We start from the raw sequence: 18,382 nt of genomic DNA on the forward strand, positions 1-18,382 counted from the left end.
GTGTGCCACTCGTGGAGGGTGTCAGGGGGTGAGGACGAGGCGGCCGCGGAGGCCACCGAGGGATAGGCGGGATTGGGCTTCTCGGACGGCGGTGAGGGGGTGGGTCGCCGCTACGCGGAGGGTTAGTTTGCCCGCGTCTACTTGGGTTACGAGGTGGTCGAGTCGGGTGCGGTCGGCGCGGACAAGGACTGTGTGGACCTTGGTGCCGCGCAACGGGATCGGGGTGTCGGGAACGCTGATCGACGCGAATCGCCCGCCGCCGCGCACCGCGGCGAGCGCCGCCGGGCCGAGGGCGGCCGCGTCCAGGGCGGCGTCGACGCCGCCGGGGACGATGGCGCGGACGGCATCCGGCAAGGATGCCTGGCGCGGAACGAAATCGGTGGCTCCCAAGGCGCGCACCGCGTCCTCGTCGGCGGGTGCGGCCGCGGCGATCACCCGGATACCCTGCGCCGCCGCGAGTTCGACCGCGAAGCCGCCGACAGCCCCCGCCGCGCCGGTGACCAGGAGCGTGTCGGTGGACACGAGATCCAGCGCGTCGAGCGCCTGGAGCGCGGTGAGACCGTTGAGCGGGAGGGTCGCCGCTTGCACCGGCGACACGGAAACTGGAGCGGGCGCGACGTTCCCGACCTCCAGCACCACGTAGTCGGCCTGCGCACCGAGCGAGACGTCGAGCCGGTCGCTGATGCCGATCACCGCTTGCCCCACCGTGAACTCCGTGACGCCCGCGCCGAGCGCGTCGACCGTGCCCGCGACATCCCAGCCGACGCCCCACTGATCGCGCTGCGCGGCGAACGGCGTGCCGCCCACGCCCGCCCGCACCATCAGATCCACGGGGTTCACCGTCGCCGCCGCGACCGCGATGCGAACCGTACCCGGGCCGGGCTGCGGAGTCGGCACTTCCACGATCTCCACCACGGCTTCCGGTCCCGGCCGGCGGACTACCACTGCACGCATGATGTTCCTTCCTGTCTGCTGCCGACCAATCTAGGAACGGTTACTATCCAATGGGTAGTAGTTACCCGAAAGTGCGTTAGAGGCAGCGAGGTGCTCCCGATGGCGACGAAGACCGCGGCGCAGCGCCGTGAGCTGGCAAAACAGCGGTACGACGCGTACATCGCCGAGTGCCCGACCCGGCAACTCCTGGACCGGATCAGCGACAAATGGGTGAGCCTCGTGTTGGCCGCCCTCGCCGACGGGCCGTTGCGCTACGGCGAACTGAACCGGATCATCGCGGGCGTGAGTCCCAAGATGCTCACGCAAACGCTGCGCGGACTGGAACGCGACGGCCTGGTGGAGCGACGGATCACCGCGGAAGTCCCGGTCCGCGTCGACTACGAACTCACCCCGCTCGGCCACAGTCTTCAGCCGGTCATGAGCGCGGTCAAAGCATGGGCGGAGACACGCATGGACGACGTGATCGCCGCGCGGGCGCGCTACGACCGCACCGTCCAATAAACCGGTTGTCCGGTCTGAAAAATATGCTCCCACCTGTGGCTATGCATCGCAGGACGAATCGGGCCGCTGGCCTTAATCTGAATCCATGACAACGGCATTCGATGAAATGGATCTGCGCGATCTTGTCGGACTGCTCAACGAAGAGGAACAACGGGAGCTGCGGCCTGCGGTGCTGCGCGTGCTCGGCCGCCTCCCTTCGCAAGAGGTGCTCCGGCGCGAGCTCGGCCTTCGGCTGAAGGTCTGAGCGCCCGGTAACGCACCGGCGACATACGGCAGGGCCGCCGCGCAGGATTCACCTGCGCGGCGGCCCTGTGTTCTGGGCACCTAGCCCGTGGCCAGCTCGCTGAACGCGACGTCGACGGGTATCGGCACGTCCACAGCCAGACGGCGAGTATGCAGACAGACCAGGTGGTAGCGACCTTCGGAGAGCCGGTACTCCTCGATCTGCTCGATTCCATCGCCGGGCTCGGTGAGGAAGACGATGAGGTAGACCGGGATACCGACCGCCGCGTATGCGGCCTTTTTCTCCACCGTATCGGTGTGGTGTGAACTGTCGGGAGAGACGATCTCGACCACGAGCACGGTGTCATCGGCATACAGTCGCGCATCGTCGTCCAGACAGCGATACACGACGACGTCCGGTCGGCGGAGGCTGAGCGGAACGTCGCTGAGCCGGACGTCCACGTCGGTCTCGACCATCAAGCACGGTTCCGGCTTGCGCGCTGCTTCCATATGCGCGGCCATGCGCCGCGCCACCCGATTATGCAGCCGTGAGGGGCTTTCGCACTTGACGATATGGCCGTCGATGACCTCGATGGTCCGGCAGAAATCAGGGGGCAGCTGTTCGTAGTCCCGCGCCGTGATCTGGTCCGGGATCCAGCGGTACCAGTCGCTGGGTGCGCTGCTCGTCATGCCCTGAGACTACCGGCCGGCTCGCGCATTTCACGGTACGGATTCGCACTGCTCAGCCCGTGCGACGATGTCCTGGATAAGGCAAAGGCCGTCGCATCGGTCCCTGTACCGATGCGACGGCCTGGTGTTTGCCCGAAACGGATCAGAACACGCGCATACTGCCCGGCGACCAGAGGCCCGAGCGCGTCGCGGTGCCGGTGTCCAGCTTCGCCGGGACGGCGCTGCGGTCGTACTGCTCGTAGCGCTCCAGGGAGCCCCAGTCCCGCGCCCAGTCGTCCTTCAGGTAGGTGGGCACGGAGATGGACCTGGCCAGCATCTGCGTGAAGCCGAGCACGCCGCCGAACTCCTCGGCCTGCCAGGTATTCGTCGAGCTGATGGCCAGCGGGCGGTCCGGCAGGATGCGGTAGCCGGGCGCCTCGGCCACGCCGTTGCGGTGGTCGAACGGACGCTGGCACGGGAACTGCAAGCCCACCGCCCAGTCCAGCAGGATCGGCTGCTGGGAACCCAGCAGGCTGTTGAGCGTCTGCAACTTCGGCATCCGCGGCGGCGTGAAGGCCAGCCACTGATCCCCGATCAGGATCGGGTCGTTGGCGACGATGCGCACCGCGTCGGCGTCGGGCGCGATCTCGTCCAGCGGCACCCGCAGGTTGCGCCAGGACGGGAACGGGCCGATGTCACGCGGCAGGTAGGTGCCGAGCTTCTGCACGCTGCCGTCGGGCTGCCGCTTGCCGTAGTCGACGGTCAGCGACTGGCCGTACTTCATCGCGCCGGTGTCGTCGAAGGAGAGGATGCGACCGGCGGCCGAGATCACCACCAGCGGCTTGTCCGCCGAACGCGCGGGCAACTGGTACCAGCTCGAGGTGACGTTCGCGGGCTGCTGCACGCCGTTCTGGTAGCTGCCGAGGATCGGCGTGGTCGCCGGATCCAGGCCGAACGGGAGGGCGACGGTGGAGCCGTTGACGCCGCGCGCGCCCTGACCGCCGCCCGTGCCCGCGCTCTGCCCCTCCGCGAACGCCGCGCCGACCGACTGCGTGGAAGTGTTCCCGGTGCCCGGCTTCACCTCGACGCTGTCGGCGGACAGATCATTGGGCACGCCGTTGGGGTCGAAACCGACCGGATCGACACCGGCGAGCGGATCGGACGGATTCGTCGGCGGGTGCGCCGGATCCATGATCGGCTGCAACTTGCCCGCGTTCGGGTCCGGCTCGACCAGCACGTCATTGGCCAGGCCGCAGGTGCTGCCGCTGAGCGCGTCGATGTTCGACCGGGCCAGCGAGTACGCCGGATACTGCGAGACCGCGCCCTTCACCAGCGAGAGCACCTCGAGCGCGACCATCAGCGCGGCGACCACGGTCAGCGGGATCGCCGCGAACCGGCGGATCCGCCTGCCACGTGCCGTCTTGGCCGACGGCTGCGGCGCGGTGTAGTCCTCCCGCAGCGCGTACCAACCGACCAATGCCAGCGCCACGCCGAACAGCACGAGCATGAGGGTGTTCGACTGGTAGCCGTGCAGCGAGACGCGCTTGTCGAACCACGGCACACCGAAGCTGGACACGTACCAGTAGCCGTTGATGCCGGAGAACGCGATCGCGAGCACGAACAGCAACCCGGCCAGGAAGATGGCCCGGTTCTTGCGGGCTCGCAGGGCGCTCGCCGAGACCGCGACCGCGGTGACCGCCGCCAGCGAACCCGCGATGCCCGCGTACGCGCCGAAGTGGTGGGTCCACTTGGTCGGGTTGAACATCATGAAGAAGATCGTCCCGAAGACCACGCCCATCAACCGCCAGGTCGGACCGCTGGAGATACCCGGCACCCGCCTGCGGCGCAGCAGCACCAGCATGGTGGTGAACAGGCACAGCAGCATCACCAGGAAGGCGAAGCGCCGCGACAGTGAGCCGTCGACGGTCTCCACGAACAGGTAGTAGTAGCGCAGGTAGTCCTCGTACCAGGCCAGGTTCGGCCCGGTCACCTGGCGAACCCGGTTGGCCTCCTGGATGCCCGCGAAGGTCTGGTCGGTGTAGACGGCCGTCAGCACGAGCACGCCCGCCGCGGCGATCGGTGCGAGCAGCGGCAGCGTCGAGCCCCACCGACCGGCGCCGAGCGCGGCGAACTGCCGGTGCTTGCGCACCACGATGCGCAGCATCGGACGGATACCGGCCAGCAGCGCGGCGACGCACATCAGGCCCGTCGGCGCGGCGGCGAGAGTGAACGCCGCCACCAGGACGGCCACCGCGGCGGGCAGCAGCCGCCCGGTCGCGATGGCCCGCTCGATCGACACCCAGGTCAGCAGCGCACCGAGCGCGACGATCGGCTCGGAGCGCAGGCCGTTGTCGAACGGCAGCCAGAACGCCAGGAACACCAGCCCGCCGGTCCACAGCGCCACCTTGCTGGTGCGCACCCCGCGACCCAGCCGGGGCACCACCTCGCGGCTGATCACCAGCCAGCACAGGATCGCGCAGGCCAGCGCGGGCAACCGCACCCAGGCACTGGCGGTGGAGATCTCCGAGAAGACCTGGATCACGTAGTAGTACCAGCCGAACGGCGCCTCCGGCACGCCGTACCAGCGGAAGTAGTTGGCCATGTACCCCGCGTGCGGGGCCACCCGCACCATGCTGAGGATGTAGCCGTCGTCGGAGGTGTTCGCGCCCGCGAAATGCCACAGCAGCAGCGTGCCGACCACCGCGCCGTCCGCCCAGGTCGGCTTCAGCCAGTTCGCGGGCAGGAACCGGCGGTGCCCACGCCCGTCACTGCTGTCGAGCCGGGCCAGCGCCGCCAGGGCGATCAGCGTGCACAGCACCGCCGCGATCATCGCGACCAGCTTGATCGCGGTCGGGCTGGAGGAGAAGCGGGTGTCCACCGTCATGGTGAACGACAAACCGGTCGGCGCCGCGCCCTTCAGATCGGAGAACACCCCGACCACCTGGGGCCGCAGATCGCCGCCGAGCTGCCCCTCCACCGGCACGGTGACCGACTCGTTCGCCCCGGGCGCCCCGCCCTCGATCGGACGCTCCACCTGCCTGGTGAGCCCGTTGAACACGCCGTAGGTGCTGTCGCTGTCCGAGGCGATACTCAACGACGTGCACTCGCCCATGCGGCTGCGGTCGGCCGACACCACCACCGCGTTGCGGTCGACCACGTCCACCGAGGTCTCCGACACCCGCACGAACAGCGCCTCCAGCGCGGCCCGGTCGCCCTGCGGCGGCGCGGTGGCCAGCAGCATGCCACCGCGCTCGGGTAGCTGGGCGATCGTCTCGCACGGGATCGTCGCCTTCAGGTCGATCGGGACCTGCGACATCAGCGGCGCCTGCACGTTGCCGAGCGTCCCGCCCTGCGGCCAGTTCAGCACCGCGGTCGTCTGCGTGACCGGCAGGAACGGCGTCGCCAGCGCGAACAACGCGCCGAGCACTCCGGCCACCAGCGCGATGAGCCGGGCGGTCCGGAAATCGTTCGGGGTCACCACCGGGGCGGCGGGAGGTTTCGTGAGTACAGCGGTTGCGGCGTCGGGCACGGTTGGCAATGCTAGCTGGCTCCCCCGCCTCTCCGGGTCTTTAGGCCGTGCTAGTGGGGCGTCGCGCCATTTGCGTTCAGGTCCTACGTCAGGTGCGACTCAGGTTCTGGGCGTACCCGGCGAGTTACCCATGTGCTCACGAAACCAGTTCGTCGGTATCGGACGCTACTGGAAAAGTACCCGTATCACGCAACGGTCTACGAAAGGATGGAAAGGTGGGTGTATGACCAAGGTGAATATCTCGACGAACTACGGATCGATCGTGCTCGAGCTGGACGATCAGAAAGCGCCGAACACGGTGCGCAATTTCGTGGACTACGCGAACGCGGGCCACTACAACGGCACCATCTTCCACCGCGTCATCCCCGGCTTCATGATCCAGGGCGGCGGGTTCGAGCCCGGGTTGCGTCAGAAGGGCACCAAAGCCCCGATCCAGAACGAAGCGAACAACGGCCTGAAGAACAACAAGTACACCGTCGCGATGGCGCGCACCAACGACCCGCACTCGGCCACCGCGCAGTTCTTCATCAATGTCTCCGACAACGACTTCCTCAACCACTCCGCTCCCACCGCGGCGGGTTGGGGCTACGCCGTCTTCGGCGAGGTGACCGAGGGCGCCGACGTGGTCGACAAGATCGCGGGTGTCCGCACCTCCTCGGCGGGCATGCATCAGGACGTGCCGGTCGACGACGTCGTCATCGAATCCGTCACCGTCAGCTGATCATTCGAGACGCCAGACGCGAATCGGGCCGCGCCCCAAGGGGTGCGGCCCGATCGTGTACCGGTTGCTACAGCGGCAGCAGGTGATGCTTGCGCGGATTGCGGGCAACGGACTTGTCCCGCAAAAGCTGTAGCGCACGACGGATTTCCAGTCGGGTCGTCGACGGCTCGATGACCGCGTCGACGTATCCGCGTTCGGCGGCCACCCACGGCGTCGCCACGGTGGCGTTGTAGAAATCGATCATCTGCTGGCGAATCGCCGCCCGCTGGTCCTCGGGCGCGGCGTCGATCTGCTTGGCTCCGATCAAGCTGACCGCGCTCTCGGCGCCCATGACCGCGATCCGCGCCGTCGGCCAGGCCAGGTTCACGTCGGCGCCCAGCTGCTTGGAGCCCATCACGGCGTAACCGCCGCCATAGGACTTGCGGATCACCACGGTGACCTTCGGCACCGACGCCTCCACGTAGGAGAACAGGAACCGTCCACCGCGCTTGATGACGCCGATCTTCTCCTGTTCCACACCGGGCAGGAACCCGGGCGTGTCCACGACGAACACCAGCGGGATCTCGAACGCGTCGCACAGACGCACGAAATGCGCCGCCTTGTCCGACGCGCGGGCGTCCAGCGCGCCCGCGTACACCATCGGCTGGTTGGCCACCACGCCGACGCTGCGGCCGTCCACGCGGGCGAAGCCGGTGATGACGTTGCGCCCCGCCGAAGCGCCGAATTCGTGGAAGGCGCCGTCGTCGAAGATGCGCAGCAGGATCTCGTGCATGTCGTACCCGGAGTTGTCGGAGTCCGGGACGATCGAGTTCAGCTCCAGGTCGGTGTCGGTGATCTCCGGCTCCAAGCCGGGATTCACGATCGGCGCCAGCTCCTGGCAGCTGGTCGGCAGGTAGCTCAGGTAGTCGCGCACCCACTCGAACGCGGCCGATTCGTCCTTGGCCACGTGGTGGATGTTGCCGTACTCCGCCTGGCTGCGCGCGCCGCCGAGTTCCTCGAGACTCACGTCCTCGCCGGTGACCTCACGGATCACCTTCGGCCCGGTGACGAACATGTACGCCTCTTCGGTCGCCACCACCACGTCGGTGTTGATCGGGGCGTAGACGGCGCCACCGGCGCATTTGCCGAGGATCATCGAGATCTGCGGGACCAGCCCGGACAGCGGCTCCTGCCGCCGCCCCAGCTCGGCGTACCAGGCCAGTGAGGTCACCGCCTCCTGCACGCGCGCGCCGCCGGAGTCGTTGATGCCGACCACCGGGCACCCCACCTTGGCGGCGTACTCCAGGATCCCGGCCACCTTGCGGCCGAACATCTCGCCGACCGAACCGCCGTAGACGGTCTGGTCGTGCGAGAACACCGCCACGGGCCTGCCTTCGACCAAACCGTGCCCGGTGACGACGCCGTCGCCGTAGAGCGCGGCGGAGTCGCCCGGTTTGCGGACCAGCGCGCCGATTTCCACGAAGGTTCCCGGATCGAGCAGCATGTTGATCCGGTCGCGGGCGCTGGGAATACCCTTCTTCGCCCGCTTGGCCACGCCCGCTTCACCCGCCGGCTCCTGCGCTAAATCCAGGCGCTTGCGCAGGTCGGCGAGTTTCTCGGCAGTAGTGCTCACTTGGCCCCTTTCGCCTCGATCGCGGCGAGCTTCGCGGTCAGGTCGGCTCCGATCTTGCCGATCCGCGGTTCGTCGATGATCTGCAGGTGGTCGCCCGCGATGTGGACGACCTCCAAATTCGGGATGTACTCGTCCCAGCCGCCGTTCGGCACCCGGTCGGCGAAGCGTGGCTCGAGCTCGATCATCCCGTCGTGGTAGCGATCGGCGAGGTAGAGCACGACGTTGCCGTCGTAGTGGGACGGTTGGGTACGGGCGAGGTGGCGACTATCGATCCACGAGGTGCGCTGGTGTTCGAGCACGCCACCGGGAATCTTCGCGCCACTGATCTTGATCAGGTCGCTGATCATCTTGAACTGCTCTTCGTCGGATGCCGCGGCCAGTGTCTCCAACTGCTCGCGGTCCAATTCGCCGTCGACGCCGTAAGTCTTCTTGGCGAAGGTTTGGTAGCGCTCGATCCGCCGCACCCGCTCCTCGGGGCTGTTGTCCTCGCCCTGCGTCGGAATGGCCAGATCGATCAGGCCGACCACGCGCACGTCCGCGCCCTCGGCCCGCAGCAGTTGCGCGGTCTGCATGGCAAGCACCGCGCCCAGCGACCAGCCGTACAGCACGAACGGCCCGTCACCCTGGAGCTTGCGCAGCTCGGGCAGGTATTGGCGGGCTCGTTCCTCGATGGAACCGTCGACCCGTTCCAAGCCGTACATCGGCGTGTCGGCGGGCAGACGCTTCAGCAGAGGCTCGTACACCAGCGTGTTTCCACCGGACGGATGGAACACGAATACCGGAACCGCGTTCGAGCCCTCCGCGCGAGCCCGAAGCGGACGCACGAAACCGTCCACATCCGCGCCGCTGTCCTGCAGGTTGCGAACGATGTCGGAGAGCTGCTCGATGGTCTCGCAATCGAGCACGTCGTCCACGGTGACCTCGGCCTTGACCCGCTCGGTCAGGCGCGCGGCCAGCTTCTCCGCGGTGTCCTCGTCGAGGATCGGCAGCGTGTTGAAGATGCCTCCGGCCGACTTACCGGTGACCACCGCCCAGGTGGCGAAGGTCAGGCGCTCGGCGGCGTCGCGCGGCGGGACGTCGTCCTCGTCGGCGGGCTGCTGGGCAGCGCCGCCGAACACGGCTGCGGGCGCGGCAGCAGGCTGGGGGGCGGGCGCCACGGCTTCGGGCACAGCGCTTTCCGGCGGCACGGAATCCGTCGGCGCGTCAGCCGGTGCTGCCTCGGGCGCGTCGGTCGTCTTGCCGGTGACCGCCGCGACCGGGTCGGCCCCGGTGGCCAGCGCCGCGCGGGCCGTGGCGATGAAATCGGAGTCGACGGCCAGCTCGCCGGTACCGCCCGCGGCCTTGTCTGCGGCCTGCTGATCCGCCATCGCCTGCACCTCGTCGCGGTGCTCGATCGCGTACCGCAGCACCTTGCCGACCTCGTGCAGGCTCGCGTCCCGCACAGCCTGTACCTGCAACTGCGGGATGTCGAACTCGTACTCGACCCGGTTCTTGATGCGCATCGCCATCAGCGAGTCCAGACCGAGTTCCATCAGCGGGATCTCCATCGGAAGATCCTCGACCGCGTAACCCATGGACTCCGCGACGATCAGCGCGAGCCGCTCCTCGACGGTCTGCGTGCCGTTCGGATCCCACCGGTCGCCGAAGGTTTCCACGACCTCGATGTCGGCGTCGCCCTGGGGCTGCGCGGCGGGCACCGGGACCGTTTCGATCGCAACAGGTTCCGGCAGCGGAGCACCGGAGGTGACCACGGCGTCGAACACCAGGCGGAAGGCGCTGCCCTCCTTGGCATGCACCTGCACCGAGGCGCCGCCGGGATGCGGGGTGAGCGTGGTGGTGAGCGTGCCCGCGGCCGGGATCGGCGCGTGCGGGATGGACGCGCCCAGCGACACGTCGCTGAGCACCTGCGCCGCCGCGGCGCGCACGAGTCCGGCGAGATCGGTCACCGAGGAGACCTGGACCTCCCAGACGTGCCTGCCGTCCGGCAGCGCCACGTGCGCACCGGGAACCCGGCCGTTGCCGCCCGAGGACAGCTGGACCTTCGGCCAGTACTCCTTGCGCACGAACGTGGTACGCGGAACGTCGGCGTACTCGCCTGCACCGAGCAGCGAGAACAGATCCACCTTGTGCCCGTGTACGTAGAGCTGGGCGAGCGCGGCGATCACACCGGCGGACTCGTCTTCTTTGCGCTTGAGCGTGGGGATGAGCTGCGCGTCGTGCACGCCCGCGGCGAAGGTGGTGCCCAGCACCTGCATCAGCGCGACGGAATTCGGCGCCAGCTCCAGGAAGGTCGTGTGCCCCGCGTCCACGGCGAGCTTCACCGCGTTGGTGAAGTACACGCTGTGGCGCATGTTCTTGACCCAGTAGTCCTCGTCGTGGATCGGGTCGTGACCGGAGCGGAAGAACTCTTCCTTGTGCACCGTCGAGTACAGGCCGGTCTTCAGCTTGGTCGGCTCGATACCGGCCAGCTCCGCGGCCAGCTCGCCGAGCAGCGGATCCATCTGCGAGGTGTGGCCCGCACCGCGGGTCTGCAGCACCCGGGCGAACTTGCCCGCCGCCTCCACCCGGGCGACGATCGCCGCGACCTGGTCCTGCGGACCGCCGATCACCGTGTTCGTCGGCGCGGCGTACACCGCGACCTCGACGTCCGGGTATTCCGGCAGCAGGTTCGCGACGTCCTCGGCGCTGTACTCGATGAGCGCCATGTTGCGCACGTCGTCGTCGCTGATCATCTGCTCGCCCTCGCCCATAAGGCGGGAGCGAGCGCAGATCACGCGCACCGCGTCCTCGAGCGAGAGACCACCGGCGATGTACGCGCCGGCGACCTCGCCCATGGAATGACCCACCGCCGCATCGGGTTCCGCGCCGTGCGCGCGCAGCAGCGCCGCCAGGCCGACCTGGATGGTGAAGATGCCGACCTGCGAGGTGCCGACGTTGTAGTCCTGGCTGTCGTCGAGGAACAGTTCGCGCACCGAGTATCCGGCCTCGTCCTGCACCAGCTCGTCGACCTCGTCGACGGCCTTCGCGAAGATCGAGTTCTCCAAGTAGAGCTGCTTGCCCATCTTGCGGTGCTGCGCGCCGAAACCGGCCAGCACCCACATCGGGCCCATGGCCGCGGGCGCGTCGGCGGTGAAGACGCCGGTCCCCGGCTTGCCCGCCGCGATGGCGCGCAGTCCGGCGATCGCCTCTTCGTGCGTCTTCGCCAGCACCACGCCGCGCGAACGCCAGTGGCTGCGCTTGGCCAGCGACCGCGCCACATCGGCGAGCGGAGTCTGCGCGCCCGCCTCGGATTCCAGCCAGTCGGCCAGCTCGGCGGCGGCACGACGACGCCGCGAAGGCAGATAACCCGACACGGGCAGGATCTGCGGCAGCGGCTCGGTGCGCTCGGCGGTCCATTCCGCGTCGGCTTCGGCCGCCTCGGCCACGGCGTCGCCTGCCGCGGATTCCGTCTCCGCGTCGGCGCTCTCCGCCACCGCGTCCTCGTCCAGCCGGGCCTCGAGTTCGGAGAACGGAGCCTCGGTCTCGGTCGCGGTCGGCATGTACTCCTGGACGACAACGTGCGCGTTGGTACCGCCGAAACCGAAGCCGGAGATGCCGATGGTGGCCTTGCCGCTGTAGCGGGGGAACTCGGTCGGCTCGTCGACGATCTTCAGGTGCGCCTGATCCCACGGGATGTACGGGTTCGGTCCGGCGTAGTTGATGTTCGGTGGAATGACGTTGTGCTGCAACGACATGATCACCTTCGCCAGGCTCGCCGCACCGGCGCCGGACTCCAGGTGACCGAAGTTGGTCTTGGCCGAACCGAGCAACGCGGGCCTGTCGGCCGCACGTCCCCGGCCGACCACCCGGCCGAGCGCGTCGGCCTCGATCGGGTCGCCGATCAGGGTGCCGGTTCCGTGCGCCTCGATGTAATCCACCGCCGACGGCGCGATGCCCGCGTCCCGGTAGGCGCGACGCAGCACTTCTGCCTGGGCGTCGGGATTCGGGGCGAGCAGACCGTTGGACCGCCCGTCGTTGTTGACCGCGGAGCCCTTGATCACGGCGTAGATCGTGTCGCCGTCGCGTTCCGCGTCGGCGAGCCGCTTCAGCACCACCAGACCGCCGCCCTCGGAGCGGACCATGCCGTCGGCGTCGCTGGAGAATGCCTTGATGTGCCCGTCCTTGGCGACGCCGCCATTGGCGTCGAAACCGAGCGTGGCCATCGGCGCGAGCAACATGTTCACGCCACCGGCGAGTGCCAGATCAGCGTCACCGCTGCGCAGCGCCTGCACCGCCTCGTGCACCGCGACCAGCGTCGAGGAGCAGGCGGTGTCGACGGCCACCGACGGACCGCGGAAGTCGAAGAAGTAGGAAACCCGGTTGGGGATGATGGACGTGACGCTGCCCATGATCGCGTAGGCCTCGGCCGATACCGGCACGTTCGGATCGCGCTCGCTGCCGAGGCCGAGCGCCGCGAGCAGCATGAAGTCGTTGCCCGACGAGCCGATGAACACGCCGACCGGCTCGCCCTTGAGTTCGCTGGCCGGAATCCTGGCGTGCTCCAACGCCTCCCAGGTCAGCTCCATCATCAGGCGCTGCTGCGGATCGACCCGCTCGACCTCGACCGGCGACATGGCGAAGAACTCGGCGTCGAAACCCTTGACGACGTCCTGATCGAGATAGCCACCCCTGGTGTTGGCGTTCTCGACCGCTTCCGCCAACTGCGGCTCGGCCAGGAACTCCGACCAGCGCCCTTCGGGCCGCTCCCGGATGCCGTCACCGCGTCCGATGAGAAATTCCCACGTCGACTCCGGAGTGTCGCCCGCACCGGGCAGCCGCGTCGACAGACCCACGATCGCGATGTCGTGTGCCTCACCCGGCGCGTAGCCCGCCGTGTAGAAGGCGTCGTCGGACGACTCCGCGGGCAGCTCCGGCTCGCCGTTGATGATCCGCTCGGCCAGCGAGGCGATGGTCGGATGCTGGTACACGATCGTCGCGTTCAGCATCACGCCGGTCAGTTCCTCGATGTCCCCGCCGAGGGCGATGGCGTCCCGCGAGGCGAGCCCGAACTCCTCCATCGGCCGGTCCACGGTGATCTGCTCGATCGGTTGCCCGGTCGCCTCGGAGACCCAGCGCCGCAGCCACTCACGCAGCTCCGCCACCGACATGTCGGTCTGCGCGCCGCCCTTCGCGGACTCGGCCGGGGCCGCCGCGTCGGCGACGGTCTCCACGGGTGGGGCGTCGGTCGTCTGGGTGGGCGTGCCCTCGTTGTCAGCCATCAATTCCTCAAGCTACCTGTCTGCGTACCGGGCGTACCGTGTTTGATGCTCGGCGCTCGAGAAGCTCGGCGCCGAGCGTCGATGGTCGGTCCGAGGCCGCCCCTGGCAATTACTCTTCCGGTGCATCGGGGAAAGCCTGCTGGGTGTAACCACCCCGCAGCGTTCCCTCCAGATAGGCCGCCCGGCAGGCGCGGCGGGCGATCTTGCCGCTGGAGGTGCGCGGGATCGATCCCGCTGGCACCAGCAGCACGTCTCGAACGGTCACGCCGTGGCGCTGGGAGATCGCCGCGCGCACCGCGTCGGCGATCGGCAGCGGATCGGCCTTGCCCGCACCGGGACCGCGCTCACCCACGATGACCAGCTGCTCGGACGCGTCGTCGGCGTCGAACTGCAGGCCGGAGTGGCTGCCCTGCTCGAACACCTCGGCCGGGAGCTGGTTGGCGGGCACCGAGAACGCCGCCACGAAGCCGGGACGCAGCGCGGTGCTGGCCTCCTGCGCGGAGAACTCGAGGTCCTGCGGGTAGTGGTTGCGACCGTCCACGATCACCAGGTCCTTGACCCGGCCGGTGATGTAGAGCTCGCCCTCGAAGTACACGCCGTAGTCGCCGGTGCGCATCCAGTTCGCGTCCGGCTCGGTGCCCTCGGCGTGGCTGCCTTCGGACAGGCGCTCGGTGACCTTGTTCTGGAACGTCGCCGCCGTCTCGTCGGGACGGCCCCAGTAGCCGATGCCCATGTTGTTGCCGTGCAGCCAGATCTCGCCGACGTGCCCGTCGGGCACCTCGCGACCGCCGCCCGACTCCACCGACTCCGGATCGATGATCGTCGCCCACTGCGAGAGCGCGATGTAGCCGCAGGACACCTGCGCGATCGCGTTCTCGTGACCGGGGTCGACCTTCACCATGCGGCCCGCGTTGAGTTCCCTGCGGTCGACGTAGGTGACCTTGGCCTCGTCCTCGGCCTTGGTGGCGGAGACGAACAGCGTGGCCTCGGCCATGCCGTAGCAGGGCTTGATGGCGGTCTTGGGCAGCCCGTAGGGGGCGAACGCCTCGTTGAACTTCTTCATCGACGAGGTGGTCACCGGCTCACTGCCGTTGATCAGGCCGATGACGTTCGACAGATCCAGCGACTCGCCGTTCTTCGGCAGACCGCGCGCCGCGGCGTGCTCGAAGGCGAAGTTCGGTGCGGCGGCGAAGGTTCCGGCGCCGTCGGAAACCGCGGCCAGCTCCTTGATCCACCGGTAGGGGCGGCGCACGAACGCGCTCGGCGACATGATGGTGATGTACTTGCCGCCTACCGCGGGCAGGATCACCGTCAGCAGGCCCATGTCGTGGAACAGCGGCAGCCAGGTGACGCCGCGTGAGTTCCAGTCCAGGTTGATCGCGTCGACCATCTGCAGCAGGTTGGTGCCCACCGCGCGGTGCGTGATCTCCACACCCGCAGGCACCCGGGTGGACCCCGAGGTGTACTGCAGGTAGGCGATGTCGTCGATCGCGATGTCCGGGCGCACCCAGCTCTCGCCGACGCTGTCGGGAATCGCGTCCACCGCGATGATGCGCGGGCGCTGGGCGGCGGGCAGCGAGCGGAAGAACTGCCGGACCCCGGCCGCGGAGGAGCTCGCGGTCAGGATGGCCGAGGGCTCACAGTCGCCGAGCACCGCGTGCAGGCGATCGGTGTGGCCCGGCTCGTCCGGGTCGAACAGCGGGACCGAGATGGTGCCCGCGTAGATCGCGGCGAAGAAGGAGATCACGTAATCCAAGCCCTGCGGCGCGAGGATCGCGACCCGGTCACCCGGGTTGGTCACCTGCTGCAGTCGAGCGGCCACCGCGCGCAGCCGAATACCGAACTCACGCCACGTCAACTCCTGCGCCTCGCCGTCGCGCTCGCGCGAGTAGTCGATGTAGCGATACGCCAGGGTGTTCGCGTCGTTCCGGGTGTGCTTCTCGACGTGATCAACCAGGGTGTGATCCTCGGGAATGCGGATGTTCCCGGTTTCGTCCAGGTAGTCGTCGAAAGTCTCTTCCATTCCTTCTTCTCCTCCGAGGCACACGCAGCAAGACGGCGAGATCGCCGCTTTTACCTGTGAGGCCCCGACTCGCTTTCGCCCGCGGGTGCTCCAAGTGCAGAGCCAGCCTGCAGATTTTGTGCGGTCTGCGCGGTGACCGCTTATCGGCTAGATGTACTCAAACCAGAGTCATGTTACAGAGAAGACCGGCTCACTCGTCCCGCAGCAGGGGAATAACGGGGGCGAACGCGTCCATCTGGGTGGGGAATACACCGACATAGGACATCGAGGTGAGCTGCCGCACACGGCGGATCTGCTCGGCGATCTCCTCGAATGTTCCGATCGCCACGTAGGGCGAGTTGAGGATGTCCTCGACGGACAGCTGCACATCGACCTCCAGGTTCGGGTGCAGTCCCCGGTCCAACGCCGACAGCGCCATCTCCGCGGTCTTCTCGCGATCGTCGGTGATCACGATGGCGGTGATGGCCCAGTTCAGCTCGATGTCGGCGAACCGGTCACCGGCGGCCTCCTTGATCAGATTCACCTTTTCCACGGCCTTCTCGATGGTGATACCGGAGAGCAGGCCCTTGCCGTTCTTGGTGGTCACGGGAACGACGGAGACGATGTCGGCGTGCTTGGCGGCCAGCCGCAGCATCTTCGGACCGCCGCCGCCGGTGCAAATCGGGGGGCGTGGGCCCTGCCGCGGCCGTGGGGTCCCCTTGACGCCGCGGACCTGGTAGTGCTTGCCCTCGAAGGTGCACTCCTGGCCGCGCAGCAGCACGTCGAGAATGGTCAACGACTCGTCCAACTTCTCCAGCCGGACACCGGGCGACTCGTACGGGATGCCCGCGGTCTCGAACTCCTCCTTGATCCAGCCCGCGCCGACGCCGACCTCGAGCCTGCCCTTGGACAGCACGTCGATGGTCGCCAGATCCTTGGCCAGCACGACGGGGTGGCGGAAACCGTTCGCCAGCACCGACGTGCCGAGCCGGATCTTCTCGGTGGCCTGGGTCAGCGCGCCGAGCGCGGCGATCGGCCCGATCTGCTCACCGAGGTGGTCGGGCACCACGAAGGTGTCGAAGCCGTACTCCTCGGCCTGCTGAGCGGTCTGCACGAACTTCCGCGCGCCGCCCTCCTGCTTGTTTCCTTCCCCGGCCGCCGCGAAGCGGAACGGGCGCAACGGAGTGCCCAGCGCGGACAACGCAGCATCCGCGTCACGGCTCGCCGTGGTGGCCGGTGCGGCGGCTTCTGTCATGAACTCATGCTCCTGGCTGTAAGGAAAATACGGGCGCGACGCCCGCTTCGGGTCCGCGCTGGGGTGGTGCCCGGCGTCGCGATCACCAGCGCACTTTACAGCGTGCTACCCAACTCGAGTTGCGCTTGTCACGCCAATCGGGTGCGGGGTATCTCACGGCCTGTGAATTTTCACGAATGAGCCGGATGCGGCGCTGTCTCGATGAGTCCGGCCGCCCAGTTCGCCGTCCACTGCGTCGCGGTGTTGCCGTCGCCGTCGACGACGAAACTGTTGTAGAGGGTGTGCACCGGGTTTCCCGCGGCCCGGACCAGCGTGTTCACGCTGCCCAGGATGTTCCACGGACTCAGCGCCTCCCGGGGTGCGTCGCAGATCAGATCGCCGGGCGCGCACATGGTGTAGGTGCGACCGGCCAGCGTGCCGAAGCCCCCTTGACGCGGACCGGTCATCGTGATGCCGGGCACGTTCAACCCCTTCAGCGCGACTTCGGCACCCACACCCGGCGGCGGGGTGCCGATCTGGATCGCCTGGCCTGGGCCGTTGTCGCCGGTACGGCGTCCGTCGGCGATCAACGTCACGCCCAGCACCAGATCGGCGGGCACCGGGCCCGCGCCCGCACCGATCTGCGCGGCGACGTCACCCGCGATCACCGCGCCCTGGGAGAACCCCGCGAGCACGTAGGTGGTCAGCGGGCACTCCTGGTGCCGCGCGGCCATGGCGTCGACCATCCGCTGGGTGCCCTCGGATCGGCTGTTGTTGTACGACTGCTGGCCGTCCGGCGGGATCGCGATCGGATTGGAGAACTGCGCGACGTACGGAACGGTGTACACGTCCACCCGCTCGCTCGGGAACCGCTGGGTGATCGGGCCGGAGACGTTGAGCATCAGCGACACCGGGTTGGCGGTCGGATTGTGCGGATCGTCGGCGCTGTTCGACTCCCACGTGCCGGGCACCGAGATCATCTGCACATCCGGACAGCTCGCGGGCTGCGACGTCGGGCGTTCCGGCGGTTTCGGCCCGGGGCCGGGCGGGCGCAAACGCCCTGCTAGCAGGTACCACAGCAGCAGGACCACCAGGATGATCAGCAGGATGCCGCCGATCACGAGCAGGCATCCCGCCGGCTTGGACCGGCGGGAGGTCGAACGGACGCGCGAACTCACTGGCAGTACGTGGCGCGAGCGGTGGAGATGTAGATCTGCCCGGCCTTCTCCACCGGCATCTTCGCCGGGTCGAAGGACGGATCCGAACCTGCCATGGCGTTGACGAAGGTCATCAGATCCTGATCGGACGCGCCCGCGGCGGTGCCCTGGCAGACGTACGCGCCGATGCTCAGCGCGATGTCCGGGCTTGACGGGGTGACACCCTGCTTGGCCAGCTCATCCAGGAACTTCTTGTCCTTGTCGGTGAGCTTCGAGGTGTCCGCGGGCGGGACGGCTTCGGTCGGCACCGGCTGCGGACGCTCGGGCGCCACCGTCGTGGTGGGCTGCTCCGGTGCGGGAGCGGGCTGGCCGGTTTCGGCGGGTGTCGAAGCGACCGGCGACGTGGTCGCCGCCGCTGCCGTCGTGGTGCGGGTAGGCGATGGCGTGCTCGTCGCGGTCGAATCATTGTCGCCGCACGCGGCGAGCAGGCCGGTTGCGGCAATCGCCACAACCACGCCGAATA

General features: G+C 68.3%; 12 protein-coding genes. 3 read left to right on the forward strand and 9 right to left on the reverse strand.

Translation table 11 applies throughout. The features are described 5' to 3' along the window. Window positions 1–21: 21 nt before the first annotated feature. On the reverse strand, window positions 22–954 hold the full coding sequence (locus ABZW96_RS09830) for an NADP-dependent oxidoreductase (RefSeq protein WP_355073116.1): 933 nt from the start codon (window positions 952–954) through the stop codon (window positions 22–24). 99 nt (window positions 955–1,053) lie between these two features. Here ABZW96_RS09830 and ABZW96_RS09835 point away from each other — a divergent pair, with 99 nt between their 5' ends. Together ABZW96_RS09835 and ABZW96_RS09840 are read left to right on the forward strand one after the other, a co-directional pair. Then, window positions 1,054–1,455 (forward strand): helix-turn-helix domain-containing protein, encoded by a 402-nt coding sequence (locus ABZW96_RS09835; protein WP_355073117.1) that lies wholly within the window; start codon window positions 1,054–1,056, stop codon window positions 1,453–1,455. 85 nt (window positions 1,456–1,540) lie between these two features. Next, window positions 1,541–1,699: a hypothetical protein gene (locus ABZW96_RS09840; RefSeq protein WP_169332658.1), complete on the forward strand. Its 159-nt coding sequence runs from the start codon at window positions 1,541–1,543 to the stop codon at window positions 1,697–1,699. Between the two features lie 80 nt (window positions 1,700–1,779). Here the strand turns inward: ABZW96_RS09840 and ABZW96_RS09845 are convergent, their stop codons facing one another. Continuing rightward, the gene (locus ABZW96_RS09845) at window positions 1,780–2,367 is read right to left on the reverse strand and encodes a Uma2 family endonuclease (RefSeq protein ID WP_355073120.1); all 588 of its coding nucleotides are present in this window, start codon (window positions 2,365–2,367) and stop codon (window positions 1,780–1,782) included. A gap of 142 nt (window positions 2,368–2,509) precedes the next feature. Continuing rightward, complete coding sequence (locus tag ABZW96_RS09850; RefSeq protein ID WP_355073738.1) at window positions 2,510–5,827, reverse strand: arabinosyltransferase domain-containing protein; 3,318 nt, start codon at window positions 5,825–5,827, stop codon at window positions 2,510–2,512. 271 nt (window positions 5,828–6,098) lie between these two features. Between ABZW96_RS09850 and ABZW96_RS09855 the strand changes: the two genes are divergently transcribed. After that, on the forward strand, window positions 6,099–6,596 hold the full coding sequence (locus ABZW96_RS09855; protein ID WP_355073122.1) for a peptidylprolyl isomerase: 498 nt from the start codon (window positions 6,099–6,101) through the stop codon (window positions 6,594–6,596). A gap of 67 nt (window positions 6,597–6,663) precedes the next feature. Here ABZW96_RS09855 and ABZW96_RS09860 read toward each other — a convergent pair whose 3' ends face one another. The 6 genes from ABZW96_RS09860 to ABZW96_RS09885 form a co-directional block, all read right to left on the reverse strand. Next, window positions 6,664–8,208, reverse strand: a complete 1,545-nt coding sequence (locus tag ABZW96_RS09860) for an acyl-CoA carboxylase subunit beta (RefSeq protein ID WP_355073124.1) — start codon at window positions 8,206–8,208, stop codon at window positions 6,664–6,666. Beyond that, complete coding sequence (pks13, locus tag ABZW96_RS09865; protein ID WP_355073126.1) at window positions 8,205–13,466, reverse strand: polyketide synthase Pks13; 5,262 nt, start codon at window positions 13,464–13,466, stop codon at window positions 8,205–8,207. The genes ABZW96_RS09860 and pks13 overlap by 4 nt, the downstream gene beginning before the upstream one ends. Window positions 13,467–13,575: 109 nt before the next feature. Further along, window positions 13,576–15,489, reverse strand: coding sequence for a long-chain-fatty-acid--AMP ligase FadD32 (gene fadD32 / locus ABZW96_RS09870; protein ID WP_355073128.1), 1,914 nt, complete (start codon window positions 15,487–15,489; stop codon window positions 13,576–13,578). A 190-nt stretch (window positions 15,490–15,679) separates the two neighbouring features. Then, window positions 15,680–16,723 (reverse strand): LLM class F420-dependent oxidoreductase, encoded by a 1,044-nt coding sequence (locus tag ABZW96_RS09875; protein ID WP_355073129.1) that lies wholly within the window; start codon window positions 16,721–16,723, stop codon window positions 15,680–15,682. Between the two features lie 170 nt (window positions 16,724–16,893). After that, the gene (locus tag ABZW96_RS09880) at window positions 16,894–17,880 is read right to left on the reverse strand and encodes a cutinase family protein (protein WP_355073131.1); all 987 of its coding nucleotides are present in this window, start codon (window positions 17,878–17,880) and stop codon (window positions 16,894–16,896) included. Then, complete coding sequence (locus tag ABZW96_RS09885; protein ID WP_355073133.1) at window positions 17,877–18,374, reverse strand: DUF732 domain-containing protein; 498 nt, start codon at window positions 18,372–18,374, stop codon at window positions 17,877–17,879. The genes ABZW96_RS09880 and ABZW96_RS09885 overlap by 4 nt, the downstream gene beginning before the upstream one ends. Window positions 18,375–18,382: the final 8 nt, after the last annotated feature.

The organism is Nocardia sp. NPDC004168 (assembly GCF_040610355.1).
Taxonomy (GTDB): Bacteria; Actinomycetota; Actinomycetes; order Mycobacteriales; family Mycobacteriaceae; genus Nocardia; species Nocardia sichangensis.